The organism is Corynebacterium sp. LaCa117 (assembly GCF_046717765.1).
Taxonomy (GTDB): Bacteria; Actinomycetota; Actinomycetes; order Mycobacteriales; family Mycobacteriaceae; genus Corynebacterium; species Corynebacterium kefirresidentii.
On the sequence record NZ_CP177102.1, the window covers coordinates 1,669,966 to 1,686,615 of the forward strand.

The 16,650-nt window shown below is 56.7% G+C and carries 12 protein-coding genes; 7 read left to right on the top strand and 5 right to left on the bottom strand.

Features of this window, described 5'->3' with window-relative positions:
- The first annotated feature begins 36 nt into the window (after positions 1-36).
- Positions 37-3,159, top strand: coding sequence for a DUF3427 domain-containing protein (locus tag ACLI1L_RS08185; protein WP_411707317.1), 3,123 nt, complete (start codon positions 37-39; stop codon positions 3,157-3,159).
- 137 nt (positions 3,160-3,296) lie between these two features.
- Complete coding sequence (locus ACLI1L_RS08190; RefSeq protein ID WP_411707318.1) at positions 3,297-3,554, top strand: Nramp family divalent metal transporter; 258 nt, start codon at positions 3,297-3,299, stop codon at positions 3,552-3,554.
- A gap of 744 nt (positions 3,555-4,298) precedes the next feature.
- Here the strand turns inward: ACLI1L_RS08190 and ACLI1L_RS08195 are convergent.
- Positions 4,299-5,033 (bottom strand): hypothetical protein, encoded by a 735-nt coding sequence (locus ACLI1L_RS08195; protein ID WP_411707319.1) that lies wholly within the window; start codon positions 5,031-5,033, stop codon positions 4,299-4,301.
- A gap of 325 nt (positions 5,034-5,358) precedes the next feature.
- On the opposite strand from ACLI1L_RS08195, the gene ACLI1L_RS08200 reads away from it, so the two are divergent.
- Positions 5,359-6,075: an Nramp family divalent metal transporter gene (locus ACLI1L_RS08200; protein ID WP_411708366.1), complete on the top strand. Its 717-nt coding sequence runs from the start codon at positions 5,359-5,361 to the stop codon at positions 6,073-6,075.
- A gap of 15 nt (positions 6,076-6,090) precedes the next feature.
- On the opposite strand, the gene ACLI1L_RS08205 is transcribed toward ACLI1L_RS08200, so the two are convergent.
- On the bottom strand, positions 6,091-7,332 hold the full coding sequence (locus ACLI1L_RS08205) for an MFS transporter (RefSeq protein WP_086588068.1): 1,242 nt from the start codon (positions 7,330-7,332) through the stop codon (positions 6,091-6,093).
- A 112-nt stretch (positions 7,333-7,444) separates the two neighbouring features.
- On the opposite strand from ACLI1L_RS08205, the gene ACLI1L_RS08210 reads away from it, so the two are divergent.
- Positions 7,445-7,963 carry a hypothetical protein gene (locus tag ACLI1L_RS08210; RefSeq protein ID WP_244169519.1) on the top strand — a complete coding sequence of 173 codons (519 nt, stop codon included), beginning with the start codon at positions 7,445-7,447 and terminating at the stop codon, positions 7,961-7,963.
- Here ACLI1L_RS08210 and ACLI1L_RS08215 read toward each other — a convergent pair.
- The 3 genes from ACLI1L_RS08215 to ACLI1L_RS08225 form a co-directional block, all read right to left on the bottom strand.
- A complete protein-coding gene (locus tag ACLI1L_RS08215; RefSeq protein ID WP_411707320.1) occupies positions 7,960-8,802 on the bottom strand; it encodes a hypothetical protein in 843 nt (280 codons plus the stop codon). The genes ACLI1L_RS08210 and ACLI1L_RS08215 overlap by 4 nt on opposite strands.
- 206 nt (positions 8,803-9,008) lie before the next feature.
- Entirely contained in the window at positions 9,009-9,857 is an 849-nt protein-coding gene (locus tag ACLI1L_RS08220) for a DNA primase (protein ID WP_086588071.1), read from the bottom strand.
- A gap of 81 nt (positions 9,858-9,938) precedes the next feature.
- Entirely contained in the window at positions 9,939-11,642 is a 1,704-nt protein-coding gene (locus ACLI1L_RS08225) for a carboxylesterase/lipase family protein (protein WP_411707321.1), read from the bottom strand.
- 116 nt (positions 11,643-11,758) lie between these two features.
- Between ACLI1L_RS08225 and ACLI1L_RS08230 the strand changes: the two genes are divergently transcribed.
- From ACLI1L_RS08230 to ACLI1L_RS08240, 3 genes are all read left to right on the top strand, one after another.
- A complete protein-coding gene (locus ACLI1L_RS08230) occupies positions 11,759-12,250 on the top strand; it encodes a hypothetical protein (protein WP_411707322.1) in 492 nt (163 codons plus the stop codon).
- Positions 12,222-12,488, top strand: coding sequence for a hypothetical protein (locus tag ACLI1L_RS08235; RefSeq protein ID WP_411707323.1), 267 nt, complete (start codon positions 12,222-12,224; stop codon positions 12,486-12,488). The genes ACLI1L_RS08230 and ACLI1L_RS08235 overlap by 29 nt, the downstream gene beginning before the upstream one ends.
- Before the next feature lie 183 nt (positions 12,489-12,671).
- Complete coding sequence (locus ACLI1L_RS08240) at positions 12,672-16,391, top strand: multifunctional oxoglutarate decarboxylase/oxoglutarate dehydrogenase thiamine pyrophosphate-binding subunit/dihydrolipoyllysine-residue succinyltransferase subunit (protein ID WP_411707324.1); 3,720 nt, start codon at positions 12,672-12,674, stop codon at positions 16,389-16,391.
- Positions 16,392-16,650 lie beyond the last annotated feature (259 nt).

The following is a 16,650-nucleotide window of genomic DNA, read 5'->3' on the forward strand; positions in this document are numbered from 1 at the left end:
CACTTTAGGATGCCCAGCCTTTAGAATTTGGTCATTATGAGCATCAGTCCCGATTCCTCCCTACCTTTCGGTGTATACGAAACCCCCATTACGACCCGTATTCGCGAGCGAATGGAGGAAACGCTAAACCAACACCCTGCTGCAGGATTCGGTATTGGGAGAAGCTCCGATCAGGAAGCTCAGGGCCGCTATACTTCGGCGGTTTCTCAACACATCGGCTCACTCTTAGAGCACCGTCTCCGCGGTTTGAAGTCGCCCGAGGACCGCGTTGCCCTCATCAACGCCATTGCGCTTCTGCTGGGCGATGATGAAGGAATCGATTCCGAGGAGCTCCTCTATGCTGTGTACAACTCCGGATTAGCGGATCCTCCCCTCCTTCCTGACGTTTCACTCACCAAGAGCGCACTATTTACCAATGCCCGGGGAGAATCTAGTTTAACCAGCGAGATCGAAAGAGAAATTAAAACGGCCGATTCGGTAGACCTGCTGTGCGCTTTCATCAAGAATTCCGGCATTAGCGTCCTCGATAGACAGCTGGAGTATCTTCGCGATAACAAAATCCCATTCCGCCTTCTTACTTCTACGTACTGCGGTGCGTCTGACGCAGCCGCGCTCAAGCGATTGGTCGAGAAGTATCAGGCAGACGTGAAAATTTGCTATGAACACAAATCCACTCGCCTTCATGCCAAGGCTTGGCTGTTCCGCCGAAAATCCGGTTTCGACACTGCATTTATTGGTAGTTCTAACCTGTCAAGGTCAGCACTTGTCGATGGTTGGGAATGGAATGTCCGCGGCTCTAACACCGCAACACCGGAAGTGATTGATAAGTTCATCAAGACTTTCGATAGTTACTGGCACGACAGCCACTTTAAAACCTTCGTCCCAAATAGTGACATGGAGCGTCTCGAGCGGTCTCTACGCATAGCCAAAGGCGGTGAATCGTCCGGAGCACTACGCCAATTGGAGCTTTCTGGCCTAGAGGTAACGCCTTACCCATACCAAGAAGAAATGCTCGAGGCGTTGCGGTCAGAGCGGGAGATAAAGGATCGACATCGAAACCTCCTGGTAGCTGCGACAGGAACTGGAAAGACCGTAGTTGCTGCACTGGATTATCGAAATCTTTGCGAACAATGGAAGCGACGTCCCCGATTGCTCTTCGTGGCTCACCGGAAGGAGATTCTTCACCAAGCCCGACGGACATTCCGGGAAGTTCTCAAAGACGCAGACTTTGGCGAGCTGCTTGTCGACGGCGCCGAGCCGCACCATTGGGATTTTGTCTTTGCCAGCGTGCAATCCCTACGTGCTTCCCGTCTAGAACAGCTAGATCCCAAACGCTTTGATGTCGTAATAATCGACGAGTTTCATCACGCACAAGCTCCCACCTATAACGCGCTTTTAGACCACTTCCAACCACGAGAGCTCTTAGGCTTAACAGCTACGCCGGAACGTGGTGATGGCGAAAACGTTCAGAAGTACTTTGACTATCGCGTAGCCCATGAACTGCGCTTGTGGGATGCTTTGCGTTTGCAGCTGTTAGTTCCCATGCATTACTACGGGATCGCTGATGGGACGGATCTTTCTTCGTTGACCTGGATCCGAGGCAAGAAAGACTATAACTCCAGAGAGCTCTCCGAGTTCTACATCAAAGCAGGAGAAAAGCGCACCCGCTTCATTATTAACGAGCTGAACCGGCGCATCTTCGATCTCTCGGAGATGAAAGCCATCGGTTTTTGCGTCACTGTCGCTCACGCAAAATATATGGCAACGCAATTCCAACAATTTGGAATCCCAGCGCGCGCTGTAACGAACGAACTCTCCGCCGCCGAGCGGGCCCAGGCCATTAGAGATCTGGAGGCTGGTGAGGTCAAAGTTCTGTTTTCTGTAGATATATTTAACGAGGGCGTAGACATTCCTGCTGTTAACACCCTACTTTTGCTCCGCCCGACGCAAAGCCCCGTGGTCTTTCTGCAACAACTAGGTCGCGGTCTCCGTCTATCTCCAGGTAAAGACTCCTGTGTCATTTTCGATTTCATTGGCCAGCAGCATGCGGATTTTGATTTCGAGCGAAAGTTCCATGCCCTAACACGGAAACGGGGCAAGCGCTTGACCGAAGAAATTGAACAGGGATTTCCCACAACTCCGCCGGGGTCACATATTCAGCTAGACCAAACGACAACCGAGCAGGTTCTTCGCAATGTCAAGAAGATCTCACGAAATTCACTACGCAAAGTACGTGCATTACTTTCTGAAATTCGAACTACAGATCTTAAAGAGTTCCTTGAGGAATCAAATCTCCAGCTAGAAGATATCTACCGCCCCTCAAAATATTCGTGGACGCGGCTTCTTCGTGAAGAAGGCCTTATTCAGCAGAACGCCAATGAGACTGAAACATTTCTGCTCAATCGGATTCGGGTTTTCCTGCACGTCAACGATCCGCACCGAGTCGACGCCTATCTGCGCATCCTCTCCACCCCAGATCTCCACTACGCCGACATGGCCCAATCCGATCAAGCCTTCACCCGAATGCTCGTCCTCGGGTTCTGGGCGAACTCAAATTCTCCGCATCCCGGTTCCTATGACAAGGCACTGACAATTTTGCGCCAGCACCCGCAGGTCGCTTGGGAATTGCAACAGGTTATGCAACTGTGCAGTGACTCTTCTCGAATCATTCCGCAGCATAGCGAGACGTCTGTGTTGGAAACGCACGCGGATTATTCATTGGCCGAACTAATTGGCGCTTTGGAGACTGGGAGCCTTGCACAACTTGTAAACCTTCCCCGCGAGGGCGTGAAATACTTCCCGGATATCAATACGGACCTGTTCTTGGTGACGTTTCAAAAAGACGAACAGGTAAGTGCCTCTACGAATTACCGAGACTATCCAATTTCACCCGATCTATTGCACTGGGAATCTCAATCAACAACGACGCTGAAGTCGAAGGCGGCTAAACGCTACATCGGCCATCAGAATCGTGATGGCAAGATTCTCATAGCCTCGCGCTTTAATAAGAAAAACGAAGTCGGTACAGCGAGCGCCTATACCTATTTAGGCGCTGTGGATTATGTATCTCACCATGGGGAAAAGCCGATCCAATTTGAATGGAAGCTCCAAAGGTCGATGCCTAAGGCTCTCTATGCTGCGGGGAGAACAGTGGCATAAATTTTCACTTGGGGAATAGAATTTCCCATTTCCTGATAGTAGGCAACGCTCTCCTTCCAGTGACTAGAAACACAATCAATCGAGAGGGTGCCATAAGCCAGACCAGCGAATCGAGTTCCGCCCACCCCGCAGGGGGCATGCCTGACACGAGTTCATCCAACCAGACAAAAGTGAAATGGACTTTAGTCGGACCTGGACTAGTTGCTGCAGCAACAGATGTCAGCGCAGCAGACCTAGTTGCCACCATGATTGCCGGTCAAAGTTATGGATACGCTCTCTTGTGGGCAGTCATAATCGGTACGATTATGAAAATTGTTCTGGTCGAAGGTGTTGGACGGTATAGCCTTGCTACCGGAAACATCATGTTCCATGGGTGGCGAGAAATGGGTCGGTAGACTTCCTGGTATTTTGCCCCCCTATATCGAGATCAGACCCTTGAAGCCCTAACCGCCTAGAATTAAACCAGTCCAATTTTCGGGGGCCAGTTCAAGGCGGGGTCCTTTTCGTATGCGTTAGGTAGAATATCCAAACGCCCAGTGATGGAATTTATGTAAAGGAAACCTCATTCAATGTGCTGGTCAAACGGGATCACAGACGGAACCGTCTCGGGCGTTATATCTGGTCTTTTGGTTGCCTCTACTCTCGGTTTTATTGAACGGACCTCTCGCCCACGCTTAGAACTCCGACGCATTGATGACGAAACGGCGCTACTACGGAACAACGGGTTTCGCACGGTCGTTTTTGGGGACACTTTTGCGCTCGAAAAAGGTAGTGACCTGATTTATCCCAAAGACGGTTTTCGCGGTCACATAAGCGAAATGAGGTGCGATGGGCGGGGAGAGATTGTTGTCGGTTGCGCAATCGGACTAGGTGAGTCTCTCTCATTGACATACAAACCGGTGTGGTCCACTAATCCATTGCTCAAACGGTATTGGCGACGTATTCAAAATCAGACCCAGCAAGCAGACGTTATGAAGATACTTGAACGAACCAACAATCCTTGGTGGACGGTGCAGGGCTTTAAGTCCCGGCTGTCAAAATCGAGCCCTGGGAAGTTTGTGAAGTCAACGAGATTGTGGCGCTGGAAACTCGCGCACCTTCCCCTAAAACCCATGTAAAAGTAACTGGTGTGGGCCATGTCATCTTCTACTTCTTTTCGCAGTCGATGGCGTACCCCTCTTTCCGAACGGCCACCAGTTCGACTGTGGCTGTTCCACTGACACCTCCGGCGGGAGCGGGTGGAGGCGGTTAATGGCCGTTTCTTTCAAGTCCTCCAGGGCCGTCTCTACAGCCTTAGACATGGGGTAAGTCTCCGTTAGTAATTCATCAACATAGGGACTAGGGAGTATCTGTTTCGGTTCTCCCTCCGGCGCGTAGTACCTAGACTTGTCCGTCTCCATAGCCTGGCGGACGACCACGGCGTTAGAACGGACCACCGGGTCCGCCAGTGACAACTCCAGCGTGAGGACGCGTGTAATGGCCTCATTCAGAAACCAGCGGACCGTATCCATTTGGCCGTTAACCACCTCATAGTCTCCGGGTTCATCATCAACGAGTTGATCTATTTCTGACATGTACCCCAGGGCGGCTCCGTTGGCTTTAGCCTCCATTTTGCCCTGTAGGTTTGCCACCGCCGCCAGGAACGTGAGGACCGCCTGGCGTTGCACCGCCGCGCTATCTTTCACAACCTCATAACGCCACCGTTCTCCCTCCCCCTGGAGTTCCCGGCGGCGGATACGTTCATTACTTTTCGTGGTGATTACCACGCCCGTGAGAGTGGCCACGGGCACCATGAGAGTGAGGAACGGCTGGGAGGCGATAACGTCACCCAGCCAGGGCCATAAACCCCATTCCCAGAATTGAAACCGGTTCATAAACACACCATACGACACGGGCCGGACATGAGGGCTATCCATCCTGACCGTCCTGGGGCACGACGGTAGACGTTTAAGTTACCCATTAGGGGGTAAATCAAGGCGGGGAGTCTACCAGGCGTTACACCCCTGGGATACACGTCCCCGACTTCAGGCCATAGCAATAAGTAGACCCTGCGCGATAAAAGCCATGACCACGCCAGTTACTCGGGTTGTCCGGCTACCCCCACTAATGGGTAACCGTGTCACCCCAGGCCGGAGCTTCATTCCCCTACCACTCCGCCCATGGTAGTTACCTGTTTCACGCGGCCTAGCGGTTGGATATATTGCAACTTTTCAAGTTTCCCATGGCTCCTTCGTCTATGTACTGTCCATCGTCGGCGGAGTCGGCGGCACAATTACGCTTGCCGCCTACGGCTACTGGCTTCGTGAGAAGGAATGGTACACACCGAAATGGATGAACGTTATGCGGATGGACAATGCGGTGGCTTACGCAGTAACCGGAATCTTCGTTCTAGCTACACTCGTGCTGGGCGCCGAGCTTCTTTACAGCGCCAACGTCGCCGTATCCGATAACGATCAGGGCCTCGTTGATATGGCGGATGTACTTGAGGACCGCTACGGAACCTTCATCTCTAAAATGTTCATCATCGGATTTTTCTCTGCCGCATTCTCCTCTTGCCTTGGCGTTTGGAACGGCGTGTCCCTCATGTTCGCCGACTATATTGGCCACCTCAAAAAGATTCCGCAAGGCGATCCGAGGACAAGTACCGGTGGAAAGTATTACCGCGCTTATCTCATCTGGCTAACCTTTCCACCAATGTTGTTGCTTCTCCTTGGAAAGCCAACTGGGCTCATCATCGCTTATGGAGTCCTCGGCTCACTTTTCATGCCCTTTTTAGGCCTGACCCTCCTGGTATTGCTGAATACCAGACACACGCCAAAGAAATGGAGAAATGGCTGGTTCGTCAACACCTTGATGGCGATTATCTCCGTCGCCTTCGTTTATCTATGCGTCTCCCAATTGGCTGAACTTTTCTAGCCCAACTCCAAATGCTTAGTTCTCCTGCGGCACCCGCTTCGGCTTATTCCCTACCTCAGCGTGTGGGTCGCGGCCGAATGCCCAGGCAATGATGCCGATGAAGGCGATGGCTCCGCAGACGGTGAAGGCGAGGGGGAAGCCGGAGGCGTCGGCAAGCAGGCCAATGAGCATGGGGCCCAAGATTTGGCCGAAGTCTCCGGCCATCTGGAAGGTGGATAGTACCTTGCCGCCGGAGCGCTCATTGCCCACAATGTCGCCCACTGCGGCCTGCTGGGAGGGGTTAATGAGCCCGGAGGATGCGCCGGCGAAGGCGGACACGAGCAGGAGGAACCAGACGCTGGTAGCCATGCCCATGAGCACCATAAAAATGGCGGAACCGACCAGGCCGATGAGGATGAGTGGCTTGCGGCCGTGGATATCGGACCACCTGCCCGAAAATTGCAAGACGATGGCGTTCCCAGCGGCGAAGACTGCTAGCGCAAGGCCGGATGCCGCGGCGCCATTGTGGAAGATAGAGGCGGCAAAAAGAGGCAGGACGGATACGCGCACGCCCATATTGATCCAGCCATGTGCAAAGTTGGAAGTTAATACCGCGCGATAGGCGGTATCGCCCCAGGCTTCCTGCAGGCGCATGGGCGGCAGTTTATCCTTATTGGCCTGCTTGTGGTTGACGCGGGGCATTTGCCACCAAACGACGAATGCGGCGAGTGCGACGCCTACACCGTAGATGAAAAATGGCCAACGAAAGCCCAGGAAGGACAGGCTGGCGCCGAGAACCGGGCCAGCAACGTTTCCTAGCAGGAAGGCCGTGGCATAGGTGGCAGAACACTTGCCGCGAATCGACGGCGGGGACATGCGCACAATAAGACCCATGGCCGAGACCGTGAACATGGTCGAACCAATGCCGGCTAGGGCGCGCAGGGCTACGATGTGCCAGTAGCTTTGAGCAATGGAGACGAGTCCTGTGGTTACCGCGACGGTCATGAGCCCGATGAGGTAGACACGGCGTGAACCAACGCGATCCACCAAGGAGCCAGACATCGGCGCGAAAAGGAGGCGCGAGGCGGCGAAGATGGAGACCACCAGGCCCGCGGCGGCCATGGAGACATCGAAGCTCACCACAAACTGCGGCAAGAGCGGAGCGATGAGACCATATCCCAACGCGATGATGAATGCGGCGGTGACCATAACCCAGATCTCGCGTGGAATGTGCGGTTTTTGTTCTGGGCTTATTTCCCCACTCTGCGTATTCATCATATCGGCTGCAACTCTAATCCTTCAGTTACTGGAAAGCCATTTTCGATCGCCCGTCGTACGTGTGTTCTAATGGCGCAGGCTTGTGTCCGCACGGGACCCTAAGGTGATGGCCATGTACAAAGCACAAAAGAACTTTCCCCAGTCCACCCCGATGTTCCTCCCACGTTCCGCTAGCGAGATTGCCGCGGACCTGCTTTACCACGAATACGACACCATCAAGTCCATTACCGCTATCCTGCACCACCCACGTTCCCTGGCGCGCCCAACTCCCACCTGGCGTCCACCGCTCAAGCAGCTGCCCACCGCCGCGGGTGGACCGGGCGGAGACTACTGCATGAGCATTACCCGCCACCGCGTGGGTTCGCGCGTAAAGGCCCGGGTGCGTGGCTTTGGGCAAGACCGCATTCCCGCATACCTCATCACCATCCGCATAACCGAAAACTTTGGCCAGCCGGTGGACCCTGCCGTGGCCGAAGGCTGGGTACGCACGCTTGTGCCGACGGAGATGGTGGATGCTGTTCACGAGGTCTCTCGCGGCCCCAATGCCACCTATGTGTGGCTAGTGGATAGCTCTTATCAGCCCGTCCGCTCCCCCGAGTCGCTATTCGTCGGCTTGACCCAAGCCGCCTAAGCGGTCGCGGGCTGTTTTGTTTGCTTCCCCGGCACATCCGGTGTTGCATTCGGGTCAGGCGCGTAAAGGATCTTTCTCAAGACCTCGCGATTGAAGGTCACTGTGTAGTGTCGAGCGATTGCCTTGGGCATAAAACGCAGGATCACGCAGGCGATGAGAACGGTATAGACCTTATCCAAGACGTCAGAGGTAAGGCCCTGCAGGATGATGGCTAGGCGTTCATCTTGAAAGATCAGCTCATAGAACTTGGTAAGGTTTTGCGGGCCCTGGCGGGGTCGCCCGCTGAACGAAAAGATCAGGACATATACGCTCATCACGCCGCAGCCGATGCCCATACCGAAGCCGGAAAAAATGATCGACGAGAGCCTATTAAATACCCCGCGGCGGGCCATCAACCCCACGGCGGCGCCGATAAAGATGCCCACAGGAGCAAAGGCGAGATCATAGGCAAAATACACTCCTCCCAACACCGTGGTGGTCAAGCCCGTGGCCATGCCCAGCACAGGACCGGCGATGATTGCCACGATGGAGGTGCCCACAGCATCGAAGAACAACGGGATTTGCGAGCGCACCGTCAATGAGCCCAGCAATAAATTTATCGAGGCACCGAAGATGGGATACAAGAGGATGCAATTGGGCACCAACCCATACTGCGAGGTGTATAACAGCACCGCGGCCACCAAGAGCAGCACCCAGACGCTGGCGGTCAGATAAGATTCAAAAGTCTCGGTCACCGTGGAGTACACGCCAAGGACGGTGCAAAACCACGCGGCAAGCGAGAGTGCTACGGCGACAACGACAAGAACGAATCGCCACGTAGTATCGCGGTTCACTGCCATGGTTTTCTACTCCTCATAAGGTTTGGCCTGGGGCGGATTTTCAGCCCCAAGCCGGGAACCTTCTAAAGCCTAGTTGCCGGCGCGTGAAAGTAGCAAGACAATAAGGAATATATAATCTATACACCTACCTGCAATGATGCTTTGAAAAAGAGAAAGGCCCAGCCTCACCGCAAGAAGACGGTGAGCTGGGCTATGGGAGGCAGGGTTTACTTTTCTTCAGCTGCTTCGGCCTCGGATTCATCGTCCACGTCGGCATCATCGTTGTCGAAGTAGTCCTCCTCTTCGTCCCCGTCATCCTCACCGAAGATGTCGTAGACGTCCGGTTCTTCATAGTCTTCATCATCGAAGGATACGAGCTGCGCTTCCCAGTCCAAAGCTTGCTCAGAGACAAGCCCCAGGACGTCGAAGAGGCGATCGAAATCGGTATAGGTACCAAGCTCGAGGGCCTCGGCAGGAACCTCCACGATGGGGACATCATCAAAGTCGGCGTTATCAAAGAGGGCGAGGCGGTCGGCCTCATCGAGATCCTCATCCTCTTCATCAACTTCCCAGGCGAGGGTAACTGCCTCATCTTCCATGTCATCTAGATCGTCTTCGTCGAAGTCGAAAGCGAGGAAGCGGACGATGGCAGAAGGGACACCGTCAATGGTTTCCACAAGCACGCGCAGCTCCGAGTCATTGGCCACTTCAGCCACGACAAGGTGCGGGTTGAGCTCATCTTGGGAAAATTCTAGTTCCGCAATGCGTTCATCGGTGCCCTCCAGCAGGTCGCGCAGGACGGTGACCACCTGGTCGGTAGCGATGTGGCGAGAAACCGCCTCCACGGCGTCATCTACAGAGAAGGCGACGGAGACCAAGACTGCCTCAAATTCCTCATCGTCTTCATCAACGTCTGCCGCAGCGATATAGACATTTGCTGCAGGCAGGAGCGGATCGATTTCAATAAATTGGATTTCCAGATCAGAGGTGATTGGAACGAACATGACGTCATCATTGACGCGGGACTCGATGCCCTCGGCATCCAATGCAGAAGCAATATCTTCGAAAAAGCTCATGGTGGTTTAAAATCCATCCTTCGGAAGCAGAGGTCCCCACGGTAGGCAAGCCGCCGCCCGCGGTCACTGTGGAGTCTACCGCTATTCCCACCCGTATGGTTGAAAGCCCAAAGATTTCACCAGCTCTGGGCGCCCACTTCCCCACTCCAACATGTGGTATCCCTCCCACGCTTGCCGCTTAAGCTCGTGCGGGGCGTTTTCAATATAGGCCTCGGCATCAAAGATCATGGTGGCCCGCTGCTTGAGCCCGTAGCGCGGCCAGCTCATCTTCGGGCGGCCACCGTGGATAAAGGCGGACCAGTGCTGCTGCATGGTGGCGGTAAGTTCTTCCATCTCCGCGCGCGAGCCCCAATTAGTAAGGAAGGACGCGCGCGAAGAATGTGGGTCACCAAAGACGTTGCCCAGCTCCATCGAGTGCATGGCGCCTAGGCCCAACCACTTGAGTACGGCAGAGGCGAAGTCGAAGCGGTACATCCACGTCGGTGCCACCTGCGCGTGGGCGGCGGCGATGCGGGTGGAGGGTGCCCAAAAGAGGGCGTCGGCAAGCAGGTGCGCAAAGTCCTCCCGGGCCACTGCGCCGTCATAAGCGGCAACCACCTCAGGGGCATGCTGGGGATCGAAGGAGGCCAATAGGCGCAGGGCGGCGCGCTCGCGGGAGCTTTGGCGTTGGAAGAGGAATTTGCCAAAGCTAGCCTCGTCCGAGTTCGTTCCGATGAGCAGCGGAACCTGGTGCTGGTGGCCGTTTTCAAAGGCGGCGATGGGGTGTTCTGGAATAAGCTCATCATCTACCGTGGGGGCATAACAGGAATTAAGGTGAATAAGCTCGCCTGCCCGCCACATCATGGACTGGCCGGAGCGCACCAAATCAGCAAAGTTTTCCTGGCGCAAATCCTCTACCGAGGTGCGGCGCGGCAAGGCCAACCGGTGAACCAGCTCGCGCGCCCACAAGGTGGATTGAGCCCGTGAGTGAATCATGGCGATCGGCGGGGACTGGGCGATGGCGCGATGGAATAGACCCTCTGCGGGCGGGCTCGTCATCAGGGTCAATACGGCCGCACCGCCGGCAGACTCGCCCATGAGGGTGACAGAGTCAGGGTCACCGCCAAAGGCAGCGATATTTTCGCGCACCCACTGCAATGCCAAAATCTGGTCAGCCACCGCCGGGTTGGCACTGCAGTCGCCGCCTAGACTTCGCAGGTCCAAATAGCCCAAAGAGTTAAGGCGGAAATTGATGGATACGTAGACCACGTCCATGCGGGTGGCTAGCTCGAAACCACGAAGCATGAGCATATGAGACGAACCCATAATGAAGCTGCCGCCGTGTAAATAGACCACCACGGGAAGCTTCTTTTCGGTGCGTGGGCGCACAATATCTAGGTGCAGGCAATCCTCAGATCCAATAATGCGGTCGGTCCAGGAATACGTGGGCTGCGGGGCCGGCGGGCCGAATTGACTGCAATCGCGCACGCCCTCCCACGCCGGCGCGGGCTGCGGGGCGCGGAAGCGGTTGTCCCCAGCGGTGGTATCTCCAAACGGGATTCCGCGCCACGTCAACACCGGCCCGGCGCTAATGGGGCGATCGGGGCGCAGATCCTCTTCAATAACACCGCGTACCCAACCAGAGGTGGTGCGCACCGTCAGCTCATCTGCCAGGGCGTTTCGAGCTTCCTCGTAGGCGCGGCGGGCGCGTTCGTGCGCCTGCTCCGCCTTCAGGCGCGCCGCCGCGGAGGACTCCTCCGGGAAGACATCCCCGGAATCGCGGTAATTCTCGTGCGGCCTAACCATGTCCACTAGCTTAGGTGGCCTGCACGCCCAGGGCGATCTGATTGCGGCGCGGCGGCACATTAATGCAGCCTTTACTATGCTGGGCACGGATAATTTTTAGCGAAAGAGAAGGAAACATGGGTTTATTTACTAAAGATAAAAAGGACAACTCCACCGAGGTGGATACCGTCGATACCTATGACATCGATCCGGAGGACAGCAACCGCTTTACCTCCGCCCTGCTCAACTCTTTGGACCGGGCGGTATCGATACAATCTGGCGTCATCATCAAGTATGTCGAGAGCCTGAAAAAGCGCAATAAGGGCGCAAGCCCACAAAAGCTGCAGGAGCTCATTGACAAGCACTTCCTTAATATCACCTCCGGTACCGGTGCGGCCGCAGGTGCATCCGCCGCCATCCCGGGCGTTGGTTTGGTAACCGGCGCTGCCACCATCGCTGGCGAGTCCGTGGTTTTCTTAGAGGCCGCAGCTTGGTACATCTTGGCTTCTGCCTACCTGCGTGGCGATGACATCAAGTCCCCCCGAGCGCCGCCGCGCCCTTGTACTTTTGGTGCTGACCGGTTCAAAGGGGTCCGCTTTGGTGGATACCTTCGTGGGCGATCTCAATAGCGTGGCGGGCATGCGCTCGGCCGCCACCCTGTCCCGATTCTCCGGCCCCACTCTATCTGGCATCAACGGCCGCCTGACCAAGCTTTTTACCAAGCAAGTCACCAAACGCCTCAAGTGGGCGTGGGTAAGCAAACTGATGCCCATGGGCATTGGCGCGGTATTAGGCACCACCGCCAATCGCAAGCTGGCTAAGCAGGTCATCGAGCACGCCGGCGAGCAGCTTTCCCCCCTTACCTAAGGCTAGGGGTAGCCAGAAACCGGAAAGTGGGGCTATTGATACCCCTAACATAGTGAGTTTAGGGGTATGCCCCGTATCATGTAGGCAGACTCTTTGGCGGGTGACGTATGCGCTCGTACAAAGGCCGCACTAAAGTCGAATAAACGACCATTTTAAAGCAGAGAAATGAGGCGAATACCTGCCGTGAGCACATCGAATATCTTCGGCCCCAATGCGTGGCTGATAGACGAGCAGTTCCAGCAGTACTCCAAGGACCCGAGCTCCGTAGATAAGGAGTGGCGCGACTACTTCGAGGCAAACGGCGCGCCTAAGTCTAAGGCCCCAGCCAAGGAAGCCGCGAAGCCGTCTAAGCCAGCCGCGAAGAAGACTGAGGGTACTACTACCGCCCGCAAGCAGGAGGTCCGCGAAACCAACGTGGATAAGTCCGTGTCCAAGGCACAGGAGAAGTCCGCTAAGGCACAGCAGTCCGTGAAGAAGTCTGAGTCCCCGCTGGACCATATTGCGGACTACAAGGGCGGCGAAGAGCGCCAGCTCAAGGGAATGTTCAAGGCCATTGCTAAGAACATGGAAGAGTCCCTGGAGATTCCTACCGCTACCACCGTGCGCGATATGCCGGTCAAGCTCATGTGGGAAAACCGTTCCATGATCAATGACCACCTCAAGCGCACCCGCGGTGGCAAGATCTCCTTTACCCACATCATCGGCTACGCCATGGTCAAGGCCGTGCAGCTGCACCCAGATATGAACGTGCGCTACGAGCTCAAGGATGGCAAGCCTTTTGTCATCCAGCCCGAGCACATCAACCTGGGCCTAGCTATTGACCTCCCGCAGAAGGATGGCTCCCGTGCGCTGGTCGTTGCCGCCATTAAGGAGTGCGAGACCAAGTCCTTCTCCGAATTTGTTGCGGCATATGAGGACATTGTTACCCGTTCCCGCAAGAACAAGCTCACCATGGATGACTTCTCTGGTGTGACCATTAACCTCACCAACCCGGGCGGCATCGGCACCCGCCACTCCATCGCCCGCCTGACTAAGGGCGCGGGCTCCATCATCGGTGTGGGCTCTATGGATTACCCGGCCGAGTTCGCCGGTGCTTCCGCAGATCGCTTGGCTGACCTAGGCGTAGGCCGCCTGGTTACCTTGACCTCCACCTATGACCACCGCGTTATCCAGGGTGCAGAGTCCGGCGAATTCTTGCGCACCATTGGCCAGCTGCTTGTCGACGGCGCGTTCTGGGACGACCTCTTCTCCTCCATGGGCGTGCCTTATGAGCCATTCCGTTGGGCACAGGACGTGCCGAACTCCGGCGTGGACAAGAACACCCGCGTCATGCAGCTCATCGAGTCCTACCGCTCCCGCGGCCACCTGCTGGCCGATACCAACCCGCTGGGCTGGGTACAGCCGGGCCTGCCTAACCCGGATCACCGCGACCTCGACATTGCGACCCACGGCCTCACCATTTGGGATCTGGACCGCACCTTCAACGTCGGTGGCTTTGGCGGCAAGGAGCAGATGACTCTGCGCGAGGTGCTGTCCCGCCTGCGCGCCGCCTATACCTTGAAGGTCGGCTCCGAGTACACCCACATCTTGGACCGTGATGAGCGCAGCTGGCTGCAGGACCGCCTCGAGGCTGGCATGCCTAAGCCCACCAATGCGGAGCAGAAGTACATCCTGCAGAAGGTTAATGCCGCCGAGGCATTCGAGAACTTCTTGCAGACCAAGTATGTAGGCCAGAAGCGCTTCTCCCTCGAGGGCGCTGAGACCCTCATCCCGCTGCTGGATTCCATCATCGATACCGCTGCCGGCCAGGATTTGGACGAGGTCGTCATCGGCATGCCGCACCGCGGCCGCCTGAACGTCCTGTTCAACATCGTGGGCAAGCCGCTGGCCGATATCTTCGGCGAGTTCGACGGCAACTACAAGGGCGGCCAGCTCGGCGGCTCCGGCGACGTTAAGTACCACTTGGGTTCCGAGGGCCACCACCTCCAGATGTTCGGCGATGGCGAAATCAAGGTCACCCTTGCCGCCAACCCGTCCCACCTCGAGGCCGTGGACCCAGTCATGGAAGGCATCGCGCGCGCTAAGCAGGACATTTTGGACAAGGGCCCAGAGGGCCACACCGTTGTTCCGGTCATGCTCCACGGCGATGCATCCTTCACCGGCCTGGGCATCGTCCAGGAGACCATCAACCTGTCCCAGCTGCGCGGTTATACCAACGGCGGCACCGTCCACATCGTGGTTAATAACCAGGTGGGCTTCACCACTACCCCGGATTCCGGCCGTTCCACCCACTACGCCACCGACTTGGCCAAGGGCTTCGACTGCCCGGTCTTCCACGTCAATGGCGACGACCCAGAGGCTGTTGTTTGGGTGGGCCAGATGGCTGCCGAGTACCGCCGCCAGTTTGGCAAGGATGTCTTCATCGACCTCATGGTCTACCGCCTGCGCGGTCACAATGAGGCCGATGACCCATCCATGACCCAGCCGGAGCTCTACTCTGTCATCGACGAGCACAAGGCAGTGCGCGAGCACTACACCAACGACCTCATCGGCCGTGGTGACCTCTCCGCCGAAGACGCCGAAGCAGCCGCACGTGACTTCCACGATCAGATGGAGTCCGTCTTTGCCGAGCACAAGGAAGCTGGCAAGGCTCGCCCGAAGGAGCAGACTGGCATCACCTCCTCCCAGGAGCTCACCCGCGGCCTGGATACCTCCATCACCGCCGAGGAACTCGCCGAGCTGGGTGCCGCCTATGGCAACCCACCAGAGGACTTCGAGTACCACAAGCGTGTGGGCAAGGTAGCCAAGGATCGCGAGAAGTCCTCTCGTGAGGGCGGCATCGACTGGGGCTGGGGCGAACTCATCGCCTTCGGTTCCCTGGCCGGCGAGGGCAAGGTCGTCCGCCTGGCCGGCGAGGATTCCCGCCGCGGCACCTTCACCCAGCGCCACGCAGTCGCTTTCGACCCACGCAACGGCAATGAGTACAACCCGATGCACGCCATCGCCGCTTCTAAGGGCAACGGTGGCAAGTTCATGGTCTACAACTCCGCGCTGACCGAGTACGCTGGCATGGGCTTCGAATACGGCTACACCGTGGGCAACCCAGACGCCCTCGTGGCGTGGGAGGCACAGTTCGGTGACTTCGCCAACGGCGCCCAGACGATTATCGATGAGTACATCTCCTCCGGTGAGGCCAAGTGGGGCCAGCTGTCCAGCCTGGTGCTCCTCCTGCCGCACGGCTACGAGGGCCAGGGTCCGGACCACTCCTCCGCCCGCATTGAGCGCTACCTCCAGCTGTGCGCTGAGGGTTCCATGACCGTGGCTCAGCCTTCCACCCCGGCTAACCACTTCCACCTGCTGCGCCGCCAGGCACTTGGTGAGATGAAGCGTCCATTGGTCGTCTTCACCCCGAAGTCCATGCTGCGCAACAAGGCGGCCACCTCCGCCGTGGAAGACTTCACCGAGGTCAAGCGCTTCCAGTCCGTTATCAACGATCCGAACTACGTTGACGTTGACGGCAAGAAGGTTGGCGATACCGACAAGGTCAAGACCATCATGCTGGTCTCCGGCAAGCTGTACTGGGATCTGGAGAAGAAGCGCGAGGCCGACGGCCGCGATGACATCGCCATCGTCCGCGTGGAGATGCTTCACCCGATTCCGTTCAACCGCCTGCGCGAGGCATTTGATGCTTACCCGAATGCCACCCAGGTTCGCTTCGTACAGGACGAGCCGGCCAACCAGGGCCCATGGCCGTTCTACAACGAGCACCTGCGCACCCTGATCCCAGATATGCCTGAGATGGTTCGCGTTTCCCGCCGTGCCCAGTCCTCGACTGCTACCGGCAATGCCAAGGTGCACCAGATTGAGCAGAAGAACCTGCTGGAAGAGGCTTTTGACGTCTAGTCACCTCTGCCCCGTTTAAACCCCAGTGAGGGCTCCTCACTGGGGTTTACTCATGCGGGCCAACCTTCCTCAGGAACTACGGACTCGGCTCGCTTCTCAACTAGAACTTTCTTCTGACTCGACTCTCCTTGCCTCTCACGTTCTTAGCGCACACTTCACTCCTTTCGCGCTCACGGGGAGTGCCCGATGCGAGAAAGGTGCGCTGCCGGTGAGCGCGAAGGGAGGGAGTGAGGGTATTGCTGTGCTATGGCCGACCGCG

Excerpts from the sequence above, each read along its gene's own strand:
- ACLI1L_RS08185 (WP_411707317.1), top strand. The coding sequence starts at position 37 with ATGAGCATCAGTCCCGATTCCTCCCTACCTTTCGGTGTATACGAAACC.
- ACLI1L_RS08190 (WP_411707318.1), top strand. The coding sequence starts at position 3,297 with ATGCCTGACACGAGTTCATCCAACCAGACAAAAGTGAAATGGACTTTA.
- ACLI1L_RS08195 (WP_411707319.1), bottom strand. The coding sequence starts at position 5,033 with ATGAACCGGTTTCAATTCTGGGAATGGGGTTTATGGCCCTGGCTGGGT.
- ACLI1L_RS08205 (WP_086588068.1), bottom strand. The coding sequence starts at position 7,332 with ATGATGAATACGCAGAGTGGGGAAATAAGCCCAGAACAAAAACCGCAC.
- ACLI1L_RS08210 (WP_244169519.1), top strand. The coding sequence starts at position 7,445 with ATGTACAAAGCACAAAAGAACTTTCCCCAGTCCACCCCGATGTTCCTC.
- ACLI1L_RS08215 (WP_411707320.1), bottom strand. The coding sequence starts at position 8,802 with ATGGCAGTGAACCGCGATACTACGTGGCGATTCGTTCTTGTCGTTGTC.
- ACLI1L_RS08220 (WP_086588071.1), bottom strand. The coding sequence starts at position 9,857 with ATGAGCTTTTTCGAAGATATTGCTTCTGCATTGGATGCCGAGGGCATC.
- ACLI1L_RS08225 (WP_411707321.1), bottom strand. The coding sequence starts at position 11,642 with ATGGTTAGGCCGCACGAGAATTACCGCGATTCCGGGGATGTCTTCCCG.
- ACLI1L_RS08230 (WP_411707322.1), top strand. The coding sequence starts at position 11,759 with ATGGGTTTATTTACTAAAGATAAAAAGGACAACTCCACCGAGGTGGAT.